16 protein-coding genes are annotated in these 21576 nt (G+C 44.3%); 1 reads left to right on the top strand and 15 read right to left on the bottom strand.

All coding sequences use genetic code 11. The features are described 5' to 3' along the window. Positions 1 to 329: 329 nt before the first annotated feature. From hemW to gpr, 4 genes are all read right to left on the bottom strand, one after another. On the bottom strand, positions 330 to 1544 hold the full coding sequence (hemW, locus tag BMX69_RS00175; protein ID WP_100041202.1) for a radical SAM family heme chaperone HemW: 1215 nt from the start codon (positions 1542 to 1544) through the stop codon (positions 330 to 332). Further along, positions 1534 to 3348, bottom strand: a complete 1815-nt coding sequence (gene lepA, locus BMX69_RS00170; protein WP_054792058.1) for a translation elongation factor 4 — start codon at positions 3346 to 3348, stop codon at positions 1534 to 1536. Before lepA ends, hemW begins: the two co-directional genes overlap by 11 nt. Positions 3349 to 4139: 791 nt before the next feature. Further along, entirely contained in the window at positions 4140 to 5579 is a 1440-nt protein-coding gene (locus BMX69_RS00165; protein WP_242941331.1) for a stage II sporulation protein P, read from the bottom strand. Positions 5580 to 5608: 29 nt separating this feature from the next. Continuing rightward, positions 5609 to 6586, bottom strand: a complete 978-nt coding sequence (gpr, locus tag BMX69_RS00160) for a GPR endopeptidase (RefSeq protein ID WP_100041200.1) — start codon at positions 6584 to 6586, stop codon at positions 5609 to 5611. Between the two features lie 327 nt (positions 6587 to 6913). On the opposite strand from gpr, the gene rpsT reads away from it, so the two are divergent. After that, a complete protein-coding gene (gene rpsT / locus BMX69_RS00155) occupies positions 6914 to 7177 on the top strand; it encodes a 30S ribosomal protein S20 (protein WP_038280961.1) in 264 nt (87 codons plus the stop codon). Positions 7178 to 7463: 286 nt separating this feature from the next. Here the strand turns inward: rpsT and BMX69_RS00150 are convergent, their stop codons facing one another. The 11 genes from BMX69_RS00150 to BMX69_RS00105 form a co-directional block, all read right to left on the bottom strand. Further along, positions 7464 to 9122, bottom strand: coding sequence for a glycoside hydrolase family 13 protein (locus BMX69_RS00150; protein ID WP_100041199.1), 1659 nt, complete (start codon positions 9120 to 9122; stop codon positions 7464 to 7466). Positions 9123 to 9191: 69 nt separating this feature from the next. Beyond that, positions 9192 to 10910, bottom strand: a complete 1719-nt coding sequence (locus BMX69_RS00145; protein ID WP_100041198.1) for an amylo-alpha-1,6-glucosidase — start codon at positions 10908 to 10910, stop codon at positions 9192 to 9194. Positions 10911 to 10922: 12 nt separating this feature from the next. After that, entirely contained in the window at positions 10923 to 13895 is a 2973-nt protein-coding gene (pgmB, locus tag BMX69_RS00140; protein WP_100041197.1) for a beta-phosphoglucomutase, read from the bottom strand. Positions 13896 to 13912: 17 nt separating this feature from the next. Beyond that, positions 13913 to 14737 carry a carbohydrate ABC transporter permease gene (locus tag BMX69_RS00135; protein WP_025231533.1) on the bottom strand — a complete coding sequence of 275 codons (825 nt, stop codon included), beginning with the start codon at positions 14735 to 14737 and terminating at the stop codon, positions 13913 to 13915. Between the two features lie 13 nt (positions 14738 to 14750). Next, positions 14751 to 15647 (bottom strand): carbohydrate ABC transporter permease, encoded by an 897-nt coding sequence (locus BMX69_RS00130; protein ID WP_100041196.1) that lies wholly within the window; start codon positions 15645 to 15647, stop codon positions 14751 to 14753. A gap of 243 nt (positions 15648 to 15890) precedes the next feature. Further along, positions 15891 to 17249 carry an ABC transporter substrate-binding protein gene (locus BMX69_RS00125; protein WP_100041195.1) on the bottom strand — a complete coding sequence of 453 codons (1359 nt, stop codon included), beginning with the start codon at positions 17247 to 17249 and terminating at the stop codon, positions 15891 to 15893. Positions 17250 to 17270: 21 nt separating this feature from the next. Next, a complete protein-coding gene (locus tag BMX69_RS00120) occupies positions 17271 to 18290 on the bottom strand; it encodes a LacI family DNA-binding transcriptional regulator (protein WP_100041194.1) in 1020 nt (339 codons plus the stop codon). Positions 18291 to 18543: 253 nt separating this feature from the next. Further along, positions 18544 to 19290: a CPBP family intramembrane glutamic endopeptidase gene (locus BMX69_RS00115; protein WP_100043727.1), complete on the bottom strand. Its 747-nt coding sequence runs from the start codon at positions 19288 to 19290 to the stop codon at positions 18544 to 18546. Positions 19291 to 19409: 119 nt separating this feature from the next. Then, positions 19410 to 20237: a peptidoglycan recognition protein family protein gene (locus tag BMX69_RS00110; protein WP_100041193.1), complete on the bottom strand. Its 828-nt coding sequence runs from the start codon at positions 20235 to 20237 to the stop codon at positions 19410 to 19412. Position 20238: 1 nt separating this feature from the next. Next, positions 20239 to 20394, bottom strand: coding sequence for a hypothetical protein (locus tag BMX69_RS24005; RefSeq protein ID WP_157724375.1), 156 nt, complete (start codon positions 20392 to 20394; stop codon positions 20239 to 20241). Between the two features lie 91 nt (positions 20395 to 20485). Then, positions 20486 to 20905: a phage holin family protein gene (locus BMX69_RS00105; protein WP_100041192.1), complete on the bottom strand. Its 420-nt coding sequence runs from the start codon at positions 20903 to 20905 to the stop codon at positions 20486 to 20488. Between the last annotated feature and the right edge of the window lie 671 nt (positions 20906 to 21576).

Raw genomic sequence — 21576 nt, 5'->3', positions numbered from 1 at the left:
ATTCAGGGATAAAATATTCTACATTCGCGGTAAGTTAAAATAAAAAACAGAAATCCTCTTTTATAAACAAGAAGATTTCTGTCTGGCATTGAAAAGAAAACCTATCAACTTTCCGTGAGTCATTTTTTTAACGAAGCTTCTTCGAACTAAATGATTCTTGTTTTCGTATAATAATGTCGGACATAAAACCCAAAATCTCTCTTCTTATCTTCGCCTATTATTCTACTTAAACGTAAAATCAAAAAGTTGTATCATGTAATTAATATTAGGTTAATTGTATTAAATAATGTTAAAAATTACCATCCTTCATTATAGCCTACGGATTCTGCTTATTTTAAAAACCGGCTCATAACATAATTACTGATGTCGATCCCTCTGGAGGTCAGACGGTAATAGCCATCTTTATACTCCATAAGCCCTTCCTCTTCCATTGCATCCAGCACCATACCGTAAATGCTCCGGATATTGTGGCCAAAGTTGCTGACAAACCCGTGGACCGAGACACCTTTCATGAGACGCAGCCCAAGAAACATGTATTCTTCCATCTTTTCCTCTATGGTAAGCTGCTCAAACTCCTGCCTCAACACTCTCTGAAATGCTTCTTCCTGGTCCAGACGGGCGCTGCAATACTCATCGAATGCAGAAGTATTGTGAAAACGGCATCCATGCAAATAAGAGGCGGAACCCAGACCTAAGCCCAGATACTCTACTCCTGTCCAATAGCCGATGTTATGCCTGCATTCGTACCCGTTTTTAGAATAATTGGATATTTCATACCTTTCATACCCTTGTTCGTTTAGAAATTCCTGGGTCAGGTAATACATTTCACGCTCTGTATCCTCATCCGGCAAATCCGGCAGGGACATCAAATTATAACCTTTTTCCGGGGTCAGACAGTGGTTTTCCATATTTCCCTTCTCTCCATACCGGTCAAAATAAGGTGTCCCCTTTTCCACGATCAGACTATATGCAGATATATGCTCCGGCTTCAGCATTGTCACCTTTTTTAAGGTATTCTTCCACGATTCCAATGTCTGCCCTGGAATTGCTGAAATCAAATCCACATTTACGTTGTCAAATCCGGCCATACGGACTCTTTGATAACTTTTCAGGAATTCATCGTAAGTATGAATTCTGCCTAAATAGCGCAGTTCTTTGTCATCTGCAGACTGAAGCCCCATACTGATCCGGTTCACCCCTGCTTCTCTGTAACAGGAAAGCGCCTCGGCCGTTACCGTACCAGGATTTACCTCCATCGTGATCTCTGCACCAGGAAGAATCTCAAACGCTTCCCTGAGAGCATGAAGAACTGCAGCCATGTCTCCTATACTTAATATAGAAGGAGTGCCTCCCCCTATGAATACACTGATCACCTGGTATTCTTTGACTTTGGCACTCTGGCATTTGATCTCTTCTATTAACTTTTCTGTATATTCCCGCTGCATCTGCTGGTTTCCGGGAAAAGAAAGGAAATCGCAGTAAGCGCATTTACGCGCGCAGAACGGGATATGCACATAAATCTCAAGATTCTTTTTATTCATCATCTAATTTCAGTACGCTCATAAATGCCTTTTGCGGTATCTCTACGTTACCGACCTGGCGCATACGTTTTTTACCTTCCTTCTGCTTTTCAAGAAGTTTCTTCTTACGGGAAATATCACCGCCATAACATTTGGCCAAAACGTCCTTTCTCATGGCCTTTACTGTCTCGCGGGCAATGATCTTGCCGCCGATAGCCGCCTGGATGGGAATCTCAAAAAGCTGTCTGGGTATTTCATCCTTAAGCTTCTCGCACATTCTCCGACCCCTGTCATAGGCAGATAATGCATGGACGATAAAGGAAAGGGCATCCACTTCTTCCTTGTTTACCAGAATGTCCAGCTTCACAAGTTCTGACCTCTGGTAGCCCTTTAATTCATAATCAAAAGACGCATAACCCTTGGAGCGGGATTTTAAGGCATCAAAGAAATCATAAATGATCTCGTTTAAAGGAAGCTCATATCTTAAAAGTGCCCTGGTAGCTTCCATGTATTCCATGCCCAGATACACGCCCCGCCTTTCCTGGCACAGAGTCATGATGGCGCCTACAAATTCCGTGGTCACCATGATCTCAGCGCTGACAATTGGTTCTTCCATATATTCAATTTCCGTTGGATCAGGCAGGTTGGAAGGATTCGTCAGCTCCAACTTCTCACCGTTCTTTTTATAAACATGATAAACAACGCCGGGTGCCGTTGTTACCAGATCCAGGTTATATTCCCGCTCCAGACGCTCTTGAATGACCTCAAGATGAAGGAGACCTAAAAATCCGCATCGGAAACCAAAGCCAAGGGCAAGAGAAGTCTCCGGCTCAAAGAACAGGGAAGCATCATTAAGCTGAAGCTTTTCCAAAGCGTCCCGCAGATCATTATAACGGGCTCCATCCGCAGGATACAGGCCGCAGTAAACCATGGAAGTTACTTTCTTATAGCCTGAAAGAGGCTCCTTACAAGGCCGGTCCGCATTGGTAATGGTATCACCCACAGCGGTTTCTTTTACATTCTTTATACTGGCTGTCAGATACCCTACCATACCGGCGCTTAGCGACTCGCACGGAAGGAACTGGCCTGCGCCGAAATAGCCGACCTCCACAACCTCTTCTATTGCTCCGGTAGCCATCATGCGCACCCTGTCGCCTTTTTTTACCGTTCCCTCCTTAACACGGAAGAAAACGATGACACCTTTATAGGAATCATAAAGAGAGTCGAAAATCAGGGCCTGGAGGGGAGCATCAGGGTCTCCCTTTGGAGCCGGGATCTTTTCAACAATCGCATCCAGGACTGCTTCCACATTTTGCCCTGTCTTTGCAGAAATTCTGGGAGCATCATGGGCTTCAATCCCGATGACATCTTCGATCTCCTCCACCACACGCTCCGGTTCCGCGCTTGGAAGATCGATTTTATTTAATACCGGAAATACGTCAAGATTGTGATCCAGAGCCATATAGACATTCGCCAGTGTCTGCGCCTCGATTCCCTGGGAAGCATCCACAACCAGGATGGCTCCGTCACAGGCTGCAAGGCTTCGGGAAACCTCATAGTTAAAGTCCACGTGACCTGGAGTGTCAATCATGTTAAAAATGTATTCTTCGCCATTCCCGGCCTTGTAAACGGTCCGGACTGCCTGGGCTTTAATGGTAATTCCCCGCTCCCGTTCCAAATCCATATTATCAAGCACCTGGGATTGCATTTCCCTGCTGGTGAGCAAACCTGTCTTCTCTATGATCCTGTCTGCAAGGGTTGACTTTCCGTGATCAATATGAGCGATAATACAAAAGTTGCGTATTTTATTCTGCTGGGCAGCTGCCATATAGTTAATTCCTCTTTTCTGATGTTTCTGGTGTTTTCCGGCCAGGCCCATCCCTAAGGGCACAATCCGCCAGATTACTATGATATCTTTAAAAATATACCATTAAAATTACCGATTGTCCACTGTGAAAGCGTTGAATTTCCTTGTAATTCCGTTGAAAAGGCAAGGAGGATTGCTTGGTTTACTATCCTTGGTAAAAATAGTAGTATTATAGTGTTACTAAAATGACATCACTTTCACTTGCAAATACAGTAACTATATATTAGAATAATATCAAAGAAACTACCGCCCCAATACAAGGGGTTGGCCAAATACTCCGAATAGAAACTCCACCCTTTACACTCGCCAAAGTTTACAAGGGTGGTTTTTCTATGCCCATTTCTGGGACTTTATAGAAAAACGCTACTTACAATTATAAAAAATAAAGGTTAGCAATGCTAAAATGAATGTACCAAAAGCCATAAGGTCTATAAATTCGTACTTCATCCGCACAACCTCCCATCTATGTAATAATGGAAGGCCGACACCCTTGCAGTGACGCGATTGTTTCATGCCATTATGGTAACATATCCCATTTCAATCTGCAATTACTTTCCTGGCAGCAAAATGATAGATACCTATATTCTGCTATATGTTTAGTAAACTATACAGAAAAAAGGCTACTAAATAAGTGGGACTGCAGAGAAATTTAAAGGAAATCGTATTAAATTTTTATTATCTTATAATATAAAGCAGAGAATACCTGACATCTAAGCGGGTTCCCTGCTTTATGTATTTATATATACAATTTTTTAATTACCTTGCAACACCATATCCAAAATTTCTGACAGAGGTTCCATAGCATTTAATGCTTCCTGGTATGTATTGGTTTGGGCACCTACTTCAATCAGGGCCGACCTGGCTCTCAAGTGCAGGTTATACCGAAGTCCTTTTAAGTATATTTTCCGGGTCAGATTTGGAAAATAAGCTGCAGCGTCAAGCTGCATCTGTAAGCTGAAAGCAAGATTCTGCGTTCGATAAGGATTGGGAAGATACTCAATCGGTCCTTTTGGTGTCTGGCTGACCCCATTAAAAAACATAATGGGTGCAGTGGGTTTCCCATTTACCTGGTTCACCATATGCAGATTCTCATTTACCCCATCCCGGTGAACATCCAGTATCACCTCTATCGAAGGATTCTTCTGGAGGATTTCTGTAATGCCATCCAGGGCATACGTATATGCTTTGTTTCTATCCAGCTTTCCGTTTTGCAAATCATAAACCGAAGTATCATGAATCACATTGTAGCCTTTTTTGGTCAAAAGCTCCGTAAGATAATTTCCGATTCCCACCACAGTCGCATTGGGATTATTCGGCCCGTGGTCCGAAAATTCCTCCTGGGAATGGGTATGGTAAATGAGGATCTGTGGTTTGTCGTTTCCACCCTCCAGGGTAAAGTCTTTGGAAAGAAACTCATCCGCCTTCATTAAATCCCTGCCGGCCGTTGTGGAAGTATGGATACTGTAAAAATGCTGGATGAGGAAGTCATAGTCAGCCAGCTGTTCCTTGCGGTATACGGCCCCTGCGATCGGCCATAAAGTGCTGGATGCACAGGTCATGGCAGGGTCCTTATCCGCAGTAAGCGTACTTTCTTTATCCGCTTTTGCCGCCTGGCCAGTCTCTGCTGTCTGATTTTGTTCCGGTACCTGATTGGTTGTCGTATCCCCTCCAGCCGGAGGCTGCTCTGCCGGCTGTGTCTTATGGGTTCCGGCATTGATGCTTCCGTCTTCTCCGCTTTCCTCTCCGCCGTCATATAAAAGGAAACTATGTTCCTCATAAAACTTTCCGCTTTCTAAATATCCTTCATAGGCCGGGTCCATTTCTCCATGATTCGTTTCCGTTTTGCCGCTGCCGCCATACCGGTAAAGCGGTGACTGACTGAAAAGAATATCACAGAGAACGTTTATCATGGATTTTTCATGGGGCCCGGACAGAATACTGTTTTGATTACTCTCATCCCATGTTACGGCCGGATACTGCAGCCTCCAGATATAGGAAATCCCAAAGCCGGCCCCTTCTTTCGCCCAATTTTCCACTTTATGCGGATCCGCCTTTTTTCTCACTTCTGAAACTTCTTTTATGCTGAGAAGAACGGCCAGGACCAGGCTTATTATGATCATCATTTTTCTTATATACCAGTTAATACCCTTGTTTCTTCGCCTCATAACCGCCTTCCTGCATAGATTATTCATAATATCCTATGCGGAATGCCTGTCATTTACTACGAAACTTCCTGTCCCAAAAATGCCAGATGAATTCCTTCCGAGATGGTAAAGCTAAGTTCCTTTACCGTTTCATCAATATCTGGAGGTGTTACATACATTGGTCCGAATTCCGGTTCCAGCAATTCCCGGATTAGATCATACTGCTCATCCGAGTTCAGTTTACCGATGAAATCCCCCATTCCCTTTGTTTCCATGCTTTCAGAAAGAGCGCCGATCATGGCGGAAACCGTATCATGGACAATGGCTGCCGCCCCTACAACGGTGGGCACTCCAATGGCCATAACCGGCACACCAAGGCTTTCCAACGTAAGGCTGTGTCTGTGATTTCCCACACCAGAACCTGGGTGGATTCCTGTATTCGTAAGCTGAATGGTAGTTCCAAGCCGCTTTACGCTTCTGGCTGCCAGCGCATCAATGGCAATGATGAGATCCGGCTCAGTTTCTTTAATAATTCCTTTTAAAATCTCGGCACTTTCCATTCCTGTCTGAGCCATGACTCCAGGAACGATACCGCTGATAACTGGCATGGTTCTTCCTTTCCAGAAATCATCTCCGTACTGGATCTTCAGATGCCTTGTTACCTGGAGATTATTTAAAACTCTGGGGCCAAGGGAGTCCGGCGTTACGGATGAATTGCCAAGCCCTGCCACCAAAACATGAAAATTGGGTTTCCGGTAATCTTTTCCTGCAAGAAGGCGTTCGATCTGGTTTGCCAGCTCCTCCGATACTTCTCTGTGATAATCTTCGTCTTTCATGGAAAGCTCATCGGCCTCCAGGGTAATATAGGTCCCAATGGGTTTTCCCATGGCCTTTGAGCCTTTTTCGTCAAGAATTTTTACCTCAGTCATTTTTATGTGACTGTCTGATCGATGCCACTCACGCAGAGACACACCTGATATCTCACCGCCATCCCCCGGGAAACTCTCTCTTTCTTCTACTGCAAGGTCTGTACGCACTGTAAATGTGTTTTCCATTTTTTCCACCTTTCCTATTTACTGCCCATGCTTTTTGGGCATAAAGGTATTCCTTAAGGCATTCCTCTTTATTGCCAATGTTTTTGGCATAAAGGTATGCCTGTACGGCTTTCCTCTTTATTACTCATGCTTTTTGGGCATAAAGGCATGCCTGTATGGCTTTCCAGCATTTCTAAGGTATTTTCTGCAAAAATACGGGAATTATGTATTGACATCTGCGTCGAAATTCGTTAGAATACAAAGGTATGTTTACATTGAACTGTCCGTGTCCAGGCTTTGATGCAAAACAAAGAATAATCATATATCATATTATTGGAGGTGTACCGATTGGCTAACATTAAATCTGCAAAAAAGAGAATTTTAGTAAACGAAACAAAGGCTGCAAGAAATAAAGCGATCAGATCCAAAGTGAAAACATCTATCAAGAAGGTAGAGGCTGCTATCGTTGCCGGTGACAAGGCTGCTGCACAGGCAATTTTAGTAAACGCTATCTCAGAGATCGATAAGGCTACTACTAAGGGCGTATATCATAAGAATACCGCTTCCAGAAAAGTATCCAGAATCTCAAAAGCTGTAAACACAATGGCTTAATTCATAGAACAGACTTTTATCCCATTCGGAATAACCCACTGAATGGGATTTTTTGTGCTGTTTTAAGGCTTTTGCAGAATAGTCTCACGCAGAACTATTTTGCAAAAGCCTTTTTATTTATAGTCAATTGGATATTCGCAATCCGCTCCGCTACTTGCTCATAACCTCATAGCTGCTTTCTCAGCTTGTCAGGAGGGACTTACACCCCTTCTGACACAAGTAAGTCCCCACTCACCACTTATGCCTTTTCGGCATTGAAGTGGGGGACTTACTTGATGAGGTTAAACTATTGATAAATCACAAACGCTTCATAAGGTTTCAGTTCTCCGCTTTTTCTCTCCGTTGTATCATAATTGCTGATCAAAACAGTTCCTGATTCAAATTCCTCTGGTACGCTGTAATTTAACGTCCGTCCGCAGAAGCTGCATACGACCAGCAGCTTCCTGTCTCCCAAGGTCCTCACGTAGGCATAGATATCCGGATCATCGGGAAGCAGCAGCTCGTAACTGCCATAAACAATGATCTCATATTCATGGCGCAGAGCAATCAATTGTTTATAATAATGGAATACAGAAGTCTTTCGTTCCACCTGTTCTTTTGCATTGATGCTTTCATAATTGGGATTTACCATGATCCACGGGGTGGCTTCTGAAAATCCGGCATTCACACTTGTATCCCACTGCATGGGGGTCCTCGCATTGTCCCGGCTTTTATACCTTAAAAACTTCATCATTTCCTCTTGGGTGAAAATTCCTTTTTCTGTCAGCTCATAGTAGGCATTTATGCTGTCCAGATCCCGAAAATCATGGATGGTTTCAAAGGGGACATTGGTCATTCCCAGTTCCTCTCCCTGATACACATAGGGAGTTCCCTGCATCATATGGAGGCAGGTGGCAAGCATCTTGGCTGAGCGTTCCCGGTATTCCTCACAGTCGCTTCCAAAACGGGAAACAACTCTTGGCTGGTCATGATTATCCCAGAACAGGCTGTTCCAGGCAATTCCCTCAAGCCCTTTCTGCCATTTTGTCATAATGGCTTTAAGATCCGGAAGATACAGCTTCTTATCCGTCCATTTGTTGTCAGGGTCCCCATCTACATCCATATGCTCAAACTGGAATACCATGTTAAGTTCACTTCCATCATAGGATGCGTACCTGGCCGCTTCCTCAAGAGTCACGCCGGAGCACTCTCCTACTGTCATGATATCGTAGCCGGATAAAACCTCCCGGTTCATTTCCTTTAAATATTCGTGAACATTTGGTCCGTTGGCGGAAACATTAAAGCTGGCATATCCATTGATCATGGCCGGACCGTCGGGAAGCCCTTCCCGTTTGGAGATCAGGCTGATCACATCCATGCGGAATCCGTCAATGCCCTTATCCAGCCACCATTTCATCATATCGTAAACCTCTGTCCGGACTTTCCCGTTATCCCAGTTTAAGTCAGGTTGTTTTTCGGAAAAAAGATGAAGGAAATACTGGTCAGTTTCCTTATCATATTTCCATGCAGGTCCTGAAAAGCAAGATCCCCAGTTATTGGGTTCTTTTCCGTCTTTTCCATCTCTCCATATGTAATAATCCCGGTAAGGATTATCCTTTGATTTTCTGCTTTCTAAAAACCATGGATGCTCATCTGAGGTGTGGTTTACCACAAGATCCATAACCAGTTTGATTCCCCGTTTATGCATCTCTTCTAAAAGTCTGTCAAAGTCCTCCATGGTACCAAATTCCTTCATGATGTCACGGTAATCACGGATATCATAGCCATTGTCATCGTTTGGCGAATCGTACACGGGAGACAGCCAGACCACATCGATTCCCAGTTCCTTTAAATAGTCCAGCTTGCTTATGATCCCCCCTATATCGCCGATCCCATCCCCATTGCTGTCACAGAAGCTTCTGGGGTAAATTTGATATACTACAGATTCTTTCCACCAAATTTTCATAGTCTTCTCCTTTCTACTACAATATATTTATGGTTAATGTGCCTGACAGCCAGTCAGATCACGATCCATCTAATCCAATACATAATCATGCAGCAGAATAAGAAACACACTGGCTGTCCAGGTAAAGCCGTGATCCCTCAGACCCCGCCCGTCCAGTGCACTGTAATTTTCATAAAATCCTTTATCAGCACAAAGTCTGCAGAAACGTTCTGCATAAAAACGTGCCTCTTTCTGTCTGCCGCACTGTTTTAAGGCATCCACCATAATCATGACAGCGGCTGGCCAGACCGCTCCCCGCCAATATCCGTCTTCTTCAAACAGCATACTGTCCAAAGGCTCTGATGCAAACCCCCAGAGACCGGCCAGATGGCCTTTCTCTAACAGCCCTGAAATTAGATTTTCCCGAAGCTTCTCTGGAAGATGCTCCCCAAGAATCAGGGGAAGATACAAAATCAGGGAATCGGAAGGAACCACTTCCATCTCAGGGATCTTCACCGCTTCAAACCGGCCCTCTCTCACAAAATAGGCCAGCAGCTTAGAGAGCAGATTTTCCCCCTTTTCCTTCCATGCTTCAGCCTCTTGCTGCCAACCAAGCTGCCTTGCCGTATGCTCCAGAAACTCCATCTGCAATACAAGCCAGGACGATAAATCCGGCGACTGGACAGGCAGGCCCAGACGGAATATGGTGGCATTGTCCCATCCGGAATCATTGCCATGCTGGTAGGTGGGGATGCCGTTTTCCTCCACCCGGTAGGTCATCCACCAGTCGGTAAAGGAGGCAACAGAACGGTACAGCCTCTCCTTTACTTCCCTGCCCGGATCATGGATCTGAAACATTTTCTTTAGAATAAATCCCTGGACCGGCGGCTTTACAAAGGAGCGGATAATCGTCCTTGCCTGGTAAGCATCAGGGTATGCGCCATACTCATCCTGCTGGTCCGCCATGGCTAAAAACTGGCTGTATGCCAGCTCAGGCTGGGACGAGACCAAGGCAAGGCCGTTAAAGGCATAATCCCAGCTCCATACCAGATTCATCCAGTTTTTTGTCATGACCATTACCGGTCTTTTGATATAGCCGGAAGGCTGGAGCACGGAATGCCACAAAACATAGGCTGCTTCCCTTCCGGCTTTTTCAAAAGCAGGATCTGTTCCCTTTAAACCGATCATGATCCCTTTCTCAAACTCCAGATATTCCTCTTTTACCGTCTGACGGCACAGGGCATAACTCCCGTACTCTTTTTTCTGCGGACTTAAGCCGGTAAGGGTGATCACGGCCAACAGCTCTCCCTCCTCCGGGCTTAGAAGAAGCTCCAGCCTGCTGCTTCCAAAGCCATTGTCCGGACATGCTGATTGATCCTTTGCCTTTCCTTTTCGCAGGGTCACGTGGAGAGCCATATCATCTCCTGCTATTTCAAAGCTTCCATCCATGTGTCCCATCACTCTGTCATAGGAACCCACTTTAGTCTTTGTAATCAGGACCGAGCTGTTTGATTTCAGGAGAAACCCTTCCTCATCCCCAAAGCATATGGAGTATTCTCCTGTTTCAGACGTTACATCCAGTTCCCAGGGCGACATGGAAACTGCTATCGTCTCTTCCTGTTTCCCATCATCATTTACCGGTATAATGGGATAAGTCTCCTGTTGGGAAAACGCGCCGTAAAGTACCCGCACCGCAATGTGGCCATCAAATTCCTTCGTACCATCCTGGGGATAGGAAAATGCCAAATAAGAGCCGTATCTGCTAAAAGGTACGGAGCGGATATCCAGTTGTCTCCTGTGTTCCTCCATCTGAATTCCTCCTTATCCGACGATCTCCAGCAGCTGACTGAAGGCTGAAAGCTTATAATCTGCTAATAAAGATTTTACCGCATCTCCCACTGCTCCGCAATCCATTCCGCCAGATTTTGCTGCTATAAGCCCTGCCTCGGCATCTTCTACTACAAGGCAGTTTTCCGCCTTGCAGTTCAGCATGGCCGCTGCCTTTTGAAATACTTCCGGATGGGGCTTTGAATGGGTGATTGCATTTCCGTCAGAGACGGCATCAAAAAAATGTTCCAATCCCAACTGTTTTAAGATCAGTCCTGCGTTCTTACTGGAGGAGCCGATCGCCAGTTTCATCCCCCGTTTTCTTAGCTCCGTCAACGTATCTTTTGTTTCCTCCGGCAAATCGGCAGGGGTCATGCCTTCTAACAGCTTTTTATAGCCTTCGTTTTTCTTTGCTAGATATCTTTCCTTATCTTCTTCCCTCATGACCTTATCATACCGCTCCAGTATGATATCAAAGCTCTCCTTCCGGCTGACACCCCGCAGCCGGTTATTGATGATCTCATCAAAATAAATTCCCAGCTCATCTGCCACCTTTTTCCATGCAAGATAGTGATAATGATCGGTATGACAGATCACGCCGTCCAAATCAAAAATAACCGCTTCATAGGTTTTCTTTTCCACGTAAACAGATGCTTCCGGTTCCACCCTGCTGTTTCTTCCGAATACCATAAGCGACACCGGGCTGCTTCCGTTGTTTGCGATTGTAACGCCTTTCTTATCCACTGTAACCGTCAGCTTCTGGCCCTTCCATACCAGAGGAAACCGAAGCTCTTCCCAGGCCTTAGGAAGCTTTGGATTAAGTTCCAAACCGCCGCGGCGGATCCTCAGCCCCCCAAAGCCCATGACACAGCTTAACCAGATCCCTCCGATGGAGGCACTGTGTATTCCTTCCTCCGATGATTTCATATTGGGTCCCAGATCGATGGAGCATGCTGCCTGATGCATTTGGTAGGCCATGTCCTCCATTCCGTAATCATTGGCTAAAACTGCGTGAACGCAGCGGCTTAAGGATGAATCATGAAGGGTCTTATCTTCATAAAATACAAAGTTTTTTCTTTTTGTTTCCAAGGAAAATAAATCAGGCATCACAAAGTCCAGCATGACGGTATCAGCCTGTTTGGAAACCATGAGTTTGCCCATCTGCTCCATATTATAATCCTGGTGGATTCCAAGGACCTTTCCGGAGGCCTTATAAGGTGCCAGATCAATTGGCTCCAAGCTCATATACTGGTCGGTCTGAGGTACAATGCCGTTTTCCCCGGGCACCGGTAAGTAGAGCTTTGCCCTCTTTTCCTTTAGCCTCTGTTTTAACCGGTCAAAATGGAACTTCTCATCAAGCCGGTCTGAAACATCCTTATTTTCCTTTGGCAAAGTTTCCATAATACGTTCCGCCAGCCCCATATTATAATCCGCCATATAATTGGTATAGGCATTATTATCCACATGCTCCTTATACTCATCCGGCCCGATCACATCAAGGATTTCGTAACAGCCCTTTTTCTCATTCCATTCTAATCGGCTGGACCAGAAAAGAGCCGTATCCAATATGATTTCATATCCGTACCGGTCCATATAGTCCTGATCTCCGGAGGCCTGGTAATACTGCCATACCGCATAAGCCACATCCGCGCTGATATGATGCTCGATTAATCCTGTCAGGCACTTTTGCACCTTGCCTGTTACTACGTCGGTACCAAGATATAAGGGAGTTACCTCACCATCGTCGATCCAGGCGCACTCCCATGGATACATGGCCCCCTCCCAGCCGTTTTCAGCAGCCTTTTTGCGGGCGCCATAGAGATTTCTGTAACGGTATTCCAGAAGGGTTCTGGCAGTTTGGGGTTCTGTAAGGGTAAAATAAGGCAGTATAAACATTTCCGTATCCCAAAAGGAATGGCCCTTATAGCCTTCTCCAGTCAAAGCCTTTGCAGCAATCCCCACCCGGTTGTCATCTTTTTTCACCATAATATTCAGATGATACTGGGCAAAACGTAGGGCAAGCTGATCAAAATCATCATTTCCCCGTATGGTCACCTCATGGTCTTTCCAGAATTCTTTCCACACTGCCTCTGACTCCGCCAGCAGTCTTTCATATCCCTTATCAAATTCGGTCTGTAAACATTCCATGCCGTCTGCTTTCAGCCGATTAAGAATATCAGGCTGCTCTTCCTTTTCGTAAGCCAGATCCCTGGAAGAATGAAAGCAGGATATCTTTTCCAGGCGGATGGTTTCACCGGCCTCTGCTTTCACAGACCAGCGCAGATCCATATTTCTTCTGCCCATAACCGGAAGAGGCTTTTCCTCCCGGCTTATCCTGCAGGCGCTGTGGACCGCCGCCAGCACCCGGGACTCGGTGGTTTCCGCCAGGAACTGCAGGGTGATGCCGTCATAGATCCTGCGCCTTAAATTCTCAAAATGCATGGCTCCATGGTTTGTCACATCTCCATGAATTCCCGTTTCAATCACCAGCTGCGTGCTGCCGTCACAGGACAGCTCCAGATATTCCGCCGCAACATGTTCATTTTTTAAGGATATAAACCGTTTAAAAACCGCCGTTACCAGAGTCTTCGACGGACATTCCCACACAACCTTTCTGGTGGTTTCTCCGTTCTTTAAGTTCATGATCCTGGAATACTCCATGACCTTACCTGACTGCAGGTTCAGACGGTATCCGTCAACATAGATATCCATAGCCGTTACATCCGGAAGATTGGGAAGTTCCGTCACCTCTTCATCTCCCGCTTTATTAAAGGTTCCGGTGATGAACGTGTTCCTCACCTCTTCCACATACCGCTCTTCCAGAGCGTTCCGCATCCCTATGTATCCGTTTCCCTGGGCAAAAACCGCCTCGTATTTTCCCAGGTTCCGGGCATCAAATTCCGTTTCCTCCATCAGCCAGTTTTTTAAATCTCTCTGGCCCTTAAAAAAATTCATTGTGTTGATCATTATGCTCTCCTATATTGTCAGCCTTTTACTCCTGATGCCGCAACGCTGGCCTGTACCTGTTCCTGAGCCAGCGCATATAAAATGATGCCCGGAAGCACGACAAGGGTCAAAGCGGCAAACAGCTTTGTGTAGTCATATGAAAATGATTCGGTAAAAAATTGCAGCGCTACCGGCAGAGTCCTGTTCTTATTGGAAGAGGTCAGCAGGGAAGCATAAAAAAATTCATTCCAGTTATTTAAAAACATAAGAATCCCGGCTGTAGCCAATCCGCCTTTTGCCAGAGGAAGGTTAATCTGGAAAAATACACGGAGAAAACCAGCTCCTTCCAGCCTGGCCGCCTCATCCAAAGATGATGGAATGGACATAAAGGTGGATTTTAAGATAAACACGGACATTGCAAGCCCCATGGATAAGTAAACCACCGCCAGACCCCAGATATTGTCATACAGATTTATCTTCATGATCAGGGAAAAGATGGGCTGTGCCTTGGAATGGGAAGGGACCAGCAGCGTAATGGTAAACAAGGCAAAAATCAGTGATTTTCCTGGAAAACGGTACTTTCCGATTACATAAGCGCCCATGGCAAAGAACAGCAGCGAAAGGAGCGTTGAAGTAATGCAGACCAGAAAGGAATTGACCGCGTACCGCAGAAAATCATATTTCTCAAATAAGTATATATATGGTTCAAAACTTATGGAAGTCGGCAGTGTAAATGGATTTCCAAGAATCTGGGCATTTGTTTTAAAGGATGACATGATCACCCAGAGAATCGGAAAGACCGATATGATCACAGTAAAGACCATAAGAAAATACATACAAAATACAGTAATTTTTTTCTTCATTTCGTCCCTCCTCTTAATAGATGCTGTCATTCATACGGAATGTAATATTAACGGTTGCCAGAATGATCAGGCCCAGAGCAAACATAACCATACCGTTGGCATTGGCGTATCCGTATTTCATATCAGATATGGAATTGACCAGGATTAGCGGTATATTCATGGTATCGTCCCCAGGGCCGCCTGCGGTCGTCAGCCTGATCTGTTCATACATGGCGATCCTGGAAGTAATGGAACAGATCACTCCGGTTCCAATGGCATTTCTGCAAAGGGGAAGCATGATATGACGGGTCAGCTGCCATGGGGATGCCCCGTCTACCCTGGCAGCTTCCACCACTTCCTCCGGGACTGCCATCAAATCATTTAATACAACAAGGGTTACAATCACCGCATAAAAGATCCAGGTGCATGTAACCGCCCAGAATGCATATGGGGACTGGAAGAACCATTGGACATGAAAGTCCGGTGAAAATTTTCGGATCAGGTTATTTAAAATACCCATATCGTCATTGAAGATAAATTTATATATCATGGCCCAGGCAGCTGCTGAAATCACGTTAGGCACCATAAAAATCACTCTGGTGAATTTCCAGCCTTTGGGCTTTGCATACAGTACAAATGCCATCAGCACGCCGAATCCCACATGGAAAGTTGCGGCAATCACGGACCAGGCTAGAAGGTTTTTCAAAGATATGAGAAAGGTTTTGGAACGAAAAAGATCGATGTAATTTTTAAGTCCTATGAAAACCGGTTTATTGAAGCCATCCCACTTGGTAAAGGAGGTGGCGATTACTGTAAGGATTGGTGATAAGTAAAACAGCAAAAATATCAGGAGGGAGGGCAGCAAAAATAAGTAGCACCACTTATAATTCCTTCTCTCCAAAACAGTGGGATTTGATTTTCCTGCTTTCATTTTCTTCCCCTCTTTCTAAAAATACTGCTGCAATACCCCTGTCTTCACAGGCTTTTGCAACAGTATTTAACCGAATCAAGTAAGTCCCCACTTCAAATGCGAAAAGCATTAAGGGTGGGTTGGGACTTGCTTGTGTCAGGTGGAGTACAAACTCCACCTGACAAGCAGCGATAGCTGCTATTCGGTTATGAGCAAGTAGCGAAGCGGATTGCGAATATCCGCTTGACTTCCCATGTACGATGTTTAGTTTTTAGCTTCTTCCGCCTTCTGAGTCAATTGGCTGCAGAATTCCTCCGGCGTAAGGGTTCCGTCTGCAAGCTTAGGGAGCAACTTACCAAATTCCGTATCAGCAACGGAAGCCGGCATCACATCGAAAATAGATGCTGTGTATCTGGTATTTTCATCCATGCTTTCGGCAAGCTGGGATAAGATGCGGTTTTCTGCCTGCTTCTTTAAGAATTCGTCGCTGTAATGAAGCTTCGGAGCTACTCCGCCTTCGGTCAGTACCAGCTGCTCGATTTCTTCCTTGGAATCACGGAAAGCAAAGAAGGCTTTTGCCAGCTCTTTTTCCTCATCAGAAGCGGTATTTGCGATCCAGAATTCACCGAATACTCTCGGATTGGCAATGGCAAAATTTCCTGGATAAATATCTGAATTCACTTCCTCACCGGTAAATCCATTTGACCACTTGTCTGCTGATTCTTCATCAAAATCAGAGGCCATCCAGGATCCGTTGCATATAATGGCAGCACTTTTGCTCATAAATGCATTGGCTGCATCTGCGTAAGCTGCGCCTATGGTATTGGCTGATGCATTGCTCTGAAGGAGTTTCTGCAGAATGGATATGGCGGAAACGATCTTTGCATCGGTGTAATCATAAAGTTTGTCATCCACATACTGAGCCAGATACGTCTCTCCCCCCTCCTGATTGGCAATAAGAGCAGTAAGGAGAAGTCCTGATGTCCAGGCATTTTCCGCAGTCTGGAATGCAAACTTGTTATCTCCGATACTTTCCATGAACTCGTCAAGCTTCATATCCTTAACGGCTTTTTCCGGCTTATACATGGTATTGTTATAATACAGACCCACGGGCTTTAACACGGAAAGGGGCTTGCAGATAAGTTTTCCGTCCACGGTGCAGTAATCCATGGAGTCATCAATCCAGTTATTTTTTACCTCGGGGTTAGCATTTGCAAATTCGCTTAAGTCATATGCCATGCCATTGGCAAGAACTACGCTCTTAAACCACTGAAGATCGATACCACCGGAACCAGGTGCATGGACAATGGCGGGAAGTTTATTCTGCTGGGCCAACTGCTTGATTTTTTCCGCATATTGGGCCTGAGGAACCTCCTCGATCACGATCTTATACTTGCCTGCGTACTTCTGATTAAACCGCTCAACTTCGGGCAGAAAGAAAACAGCTCCAACATTTTCACCTGCCAGATAGGTTGGAAAAGTCATCTGTATTTCCTTCCCCGATGCATTTTCAGAATTGCCTGCCCCTGGTGCCGTTGTTTTACTGTTCCCACCGGAACAGCCGCTGATCAACATTGCCGCAGCCATAACGGCTGCCATAATCCCCGCCAATTTTCTTTTCATAAATATCCTCCTTAATATTTTTTACAATTGCTTCACACTCTTGCCTTCCTCAAGAAAATATTTTGTCATATGAACCCTGGAATACTTTTCGTCATTCACCATTTTCATGAGAAGCTTAGCCGCATCGTAACCTTTTTGCCACATATTCTGGTTGACGCGGGTGATAAAAGGATCAATGTATTTCATAAAGTAGTTGCCGTCATAACCGGTAATGGAAAAATCTTTTGGGCTCTGATATCCCAGCTCCTGAACTGCTCTTAAAACGCCTATGGCCGTTAAGTCGCTCATGCAGATAAACGCGGTCCCAGCCTCCTCTTTATATTCCTTCAGCAGTTTCTTTGTTCCTTCGTACGCTTTCTGTTCCATAAAGTCCGTATAGATCACTTTGCAGCTTTTGGGATCAATGCCGTTCTTTTCAAGGGCATCTAAATAACCCTGTTGACGTCTGATGGAAACATCGGACTTTTTCCGCCCATAAACAAGAATCAGTTTCCGGTGACCACGATCGATCACGTACTGGGTGACCTGCTCAAATGCCTTTCTGTCATCTGTCATGACTGCTGATGTGCATGCTCCGTCCAGCTGGATATCAATGGAAACACAGGGCAGAGCGGAGTGAGGCAGGCTTTTTACCAGAGGATCCGTTATCCTTAGGCCCATAATTACGGCCCCTGATAATGAATATTCTCTGCAAAATGTGTCAAAATCCTTTTTTTCCTGTTCTTCCTTCCCAATGGAATACATAGCCAGATTGATCTCATGCTTCATCATGTAAGTATAAGCCCCCTGGATAACATTCATCATGAACTCGTTAGACTGGGCCTCTTCCAAAAGTCCGCAGATGAGCAAAGCCACATTCTTTTTGTTCTTTGAAGACAGATTTTTGGCACTGGTATTGGGAACGTACCCAAGTCTTTCCGCCGCCTCCACCACGCGCGCCCTGGTTTTGGCCGATACATCGCTGTATCCGTTTAATGCTCTTGATACCGTACTTACTGATAATCCCGTTTCCTGTGCCACGTCATAAATTGATTTTGCCATTCTACACCTCGTTTATTCCAAAAACGTTTTTGGTCTTTGGTTTTTTTTAACACTTCTTTTTAGAAGTGTTGCACGAAATACCTATTTACGAAAACGTTTTTGATGATTACAAAATAACATTTTCTAAGGCCTGTGTCAATATATTTTATATTGTTTGTTATAAATGCCGAATTATCATCGTTGTTTTTATGCACTTTTCCCTCCAGACGTTTATTTGAGAAGATTGTTCTCATTTCTTCCACACGGATGGGAGCTATTTCTTTCTGTTTCGAGAGATACAAAAGAAAAGTACTATAAGAAATGAAAGGGTTTGTGCAATGGTAATGCGGACAGTCAGCAGTTCATCCACACCGGAAGCCGTAACCACATGCAGCAGATTGGCCGTGGTATTATTCACAAAATGAGCCGCCATTCCTGCCCACAGGGATCCTGTGAGCTTGTAAAGCATGCAGTACTGAATTCCAAGCAGAGTACTGGTGACCACCAGAATCAGGCCAGCCATAAATGCACCTGCCATGGACTGATTACCGTCTATTACATTTCTTAAGGGCTGCATGATATGCCAAACTCCAAAGAGAACGGAAGACAGGATACATGCGGCAGGAAAAGATTGCTTTTCTTCTGCCAGCCGGACAAACAATCCCCGGAAAACTCCCTCTTCCATTATCACATTGATCATGTTTCCTGCTAAACAGATCATGATAAAAAGAATGTTGTTTTGCATACCCCGGTTGCCTAAAACGGAATAGCTGGTTACGTAAAACTTAAGTCCTGAAAAATTGCCTGTTAACGATTGAATCAGTATTTCAATACCATAGCCTGCAGTAAAAACAACGGCGCCAAGAAATGCTCCTAATAAAATAGTTCGGAGTACATTTTCAGGAGAAAAACCGACTTCTGTCCATGAATACCGGAAAAGCATGATGGAGACCCCCAACAGTAGAATGCCGAAAAATTCCACTGCCTCTGATTCATTGGATCTTCTTCTGATAAACTCCATGGGATACACAATGATCTGCTATACAGGCAATTTTAGCATAGTGTATGAATATTTTCCAGCATCTTTCGATGGCTTCCATAATTTTAGACGGGGCCGGATTGCCGGGCTCCCGTCTTTTTTCAGACTATATGCAGGGCACCTTTTTCATCAGTGCTCAGATTCATTTTTCCTTCAAACAGGCTTCCGTCTTCCGTAACCCGGTACAGCTCTTCTTTCCAGTTGATCCACTGGCTCTTTGCCATTGAACCGTTGTTATTTAAATAATACCATTTGCCATCTGACCCGGTTTTCCATGTATCTTTTACCATAAATCCGGCACCGTCGAACCAGTACCAGTTTTCTCCGTCCTTATACCAATCGTTCGTAACATAATTTCCGGTATTCCCTAAGTAGAATCTCCATCCACCCTCTTCTTCAATCCAACCGGATTTATGCTGCTCTTCTGCAAGTGCTGCTTTAAAGCTATCCCAGGTATGTTGAGTGTGATTGTATACATAAGGGTTGGGACAGATTTTTCCCGTTACATCATAATGGCGGATTACATGATCCGCCGGGACATTGTACTGTTTCATTAGTTCTTTTGTTAATTGGGCGGCAGCCTCTACTGTTGCATCTTCAAAATACCAGTCTCTGCTTGTATCTGTCTGACTTCCATTGTTCCTGACACAAAACTCTATTCCCAGGCTGTTGCTGTTGCGGCATTCCAGATGGGTATATGTTTTTGCGCCGCAATGCCATGCAATATCTTTGTCCTCAACGGATTGCCATATTTCTCCGCTGAAACCGACAAAATAATGAGCACTGGCTCCAATGTATTGGGAGGCGTAATATTTACAGTTTGCTTCTGCTCCTCCGAGAGCTCCTACATAGTGTATTACAATATATTTTATCCGGTCAATCTGACCGTTGCTATAGTTGTATGGTGTCAATAGTTTTTGAACTTCCATATTAGATTCCTTCCCTTAGACCCACAAAGCCCATCTCATCTGCATCAAAGGATTCCCGGAAACGTTCAATCTCCGTGTAATCGGAATTCTTTAGATTTTCCTGTATTCCCAAAAGCTCTATGTTTGGCATAGTTTCTGTTGCTTCGCTTTTAACCATTAAATCACCTTGTCCTTTCTGTTATTATTATATGATTTATTGGGAGGGAATGTACCGGGATTAAAGATGGGCTTTTGATGGCTTTTCATATTTATTGTGATGTTTGTGATTTTTTGTTTAAAATATCTATGGCTTTAACAATAGCCGCTGGAAGAGGAAGGCCCATAAGGCCTGCATTTTCTACTATAGATATGAGCTCGTTTGCCATAAAACCGATGATGACCGTATCTCGTATGTAGGAGGTTCCTAGGGATAAGTCTAGTCGGTGGGCGATTAATACAAATAGTATGGTCATGCATTTTCTGCATAGGCCTTTCCAGCCTGCTTTTGATTCAAGAGTACCTGTTTTTGTCTTCTGGCTGTTGTGGAATATTCCGGCTACAGCTAGGCCGGAGGAAAAATCGATGGTCATGAATAAGATCAGGGTACCGATCGCAGTGTCCCAGCCACCAAAAAGGGTTGTGATGATATTGCCAATGATTCCGATCAAGACACATAGTGTGTGCTTCATTTTTTCTCACCTCATTTTTAATAATTATTTTGTTATTGAATTTTATCGTTGTACTATTTTTAAAACTAGATGTTTTTTATATTGAATTGTATTCGAGATCATCTTTATTAATTAAATTTGATTGTTTCCTTGTATAAAGAGATGTTTAATTTTAGGAATTCTAGAGATCACTTAATAATATGCTGATTTAATAATACGATTTAAGGGAGAATCTTTTTAGTGGTACGGCACAATATAACCGGACATATGAAACAATAAGTCCTTTTACGGGTATCATTTGTTTCAAGTACTTAATACTGAATCCGACGATCTGCCTGAACTGGTTCAGTAAACACAAAATGCGAATAGGATTTGCTGTAAATACAACCAAATTACACTGACCTTTATCGCTCGAGATAGTTTTTTCCAATGCGGTTGTGGCAACCACATTTTATACCAACTTATAAGCAAAACCAGAATATACCAGAATGGGACCCATGAGTATATTATAATACTGCTACTATACAAAATATTGTGGGAATTCGTATTGGAAAATGATCATTTAAGCAATATACCAGACAGAGAATAGTACTCCGCCTGAAAATGCCCTGTTAAGTAATAGCTCTATAGATCTGCGGTCTGTATTCGGTTTTGAGCATAATATTGGACATCTCTATTAGTATTTACGGTAT

It is taken from the genome of Lacrimispora sphenoides JCM 1415 (assembly GCF_900105615.1).
GTDB lineage: Bacteria > Bacillota > Clostridia > Lachnospirales > Lachnospiraceae > Lacrimispora > Lacrimispora sphenoides.
Note: the sequence above shows the minus strand (reverse complement) of the source record. Positions and strands in the feature narration are given on the sequence as shown.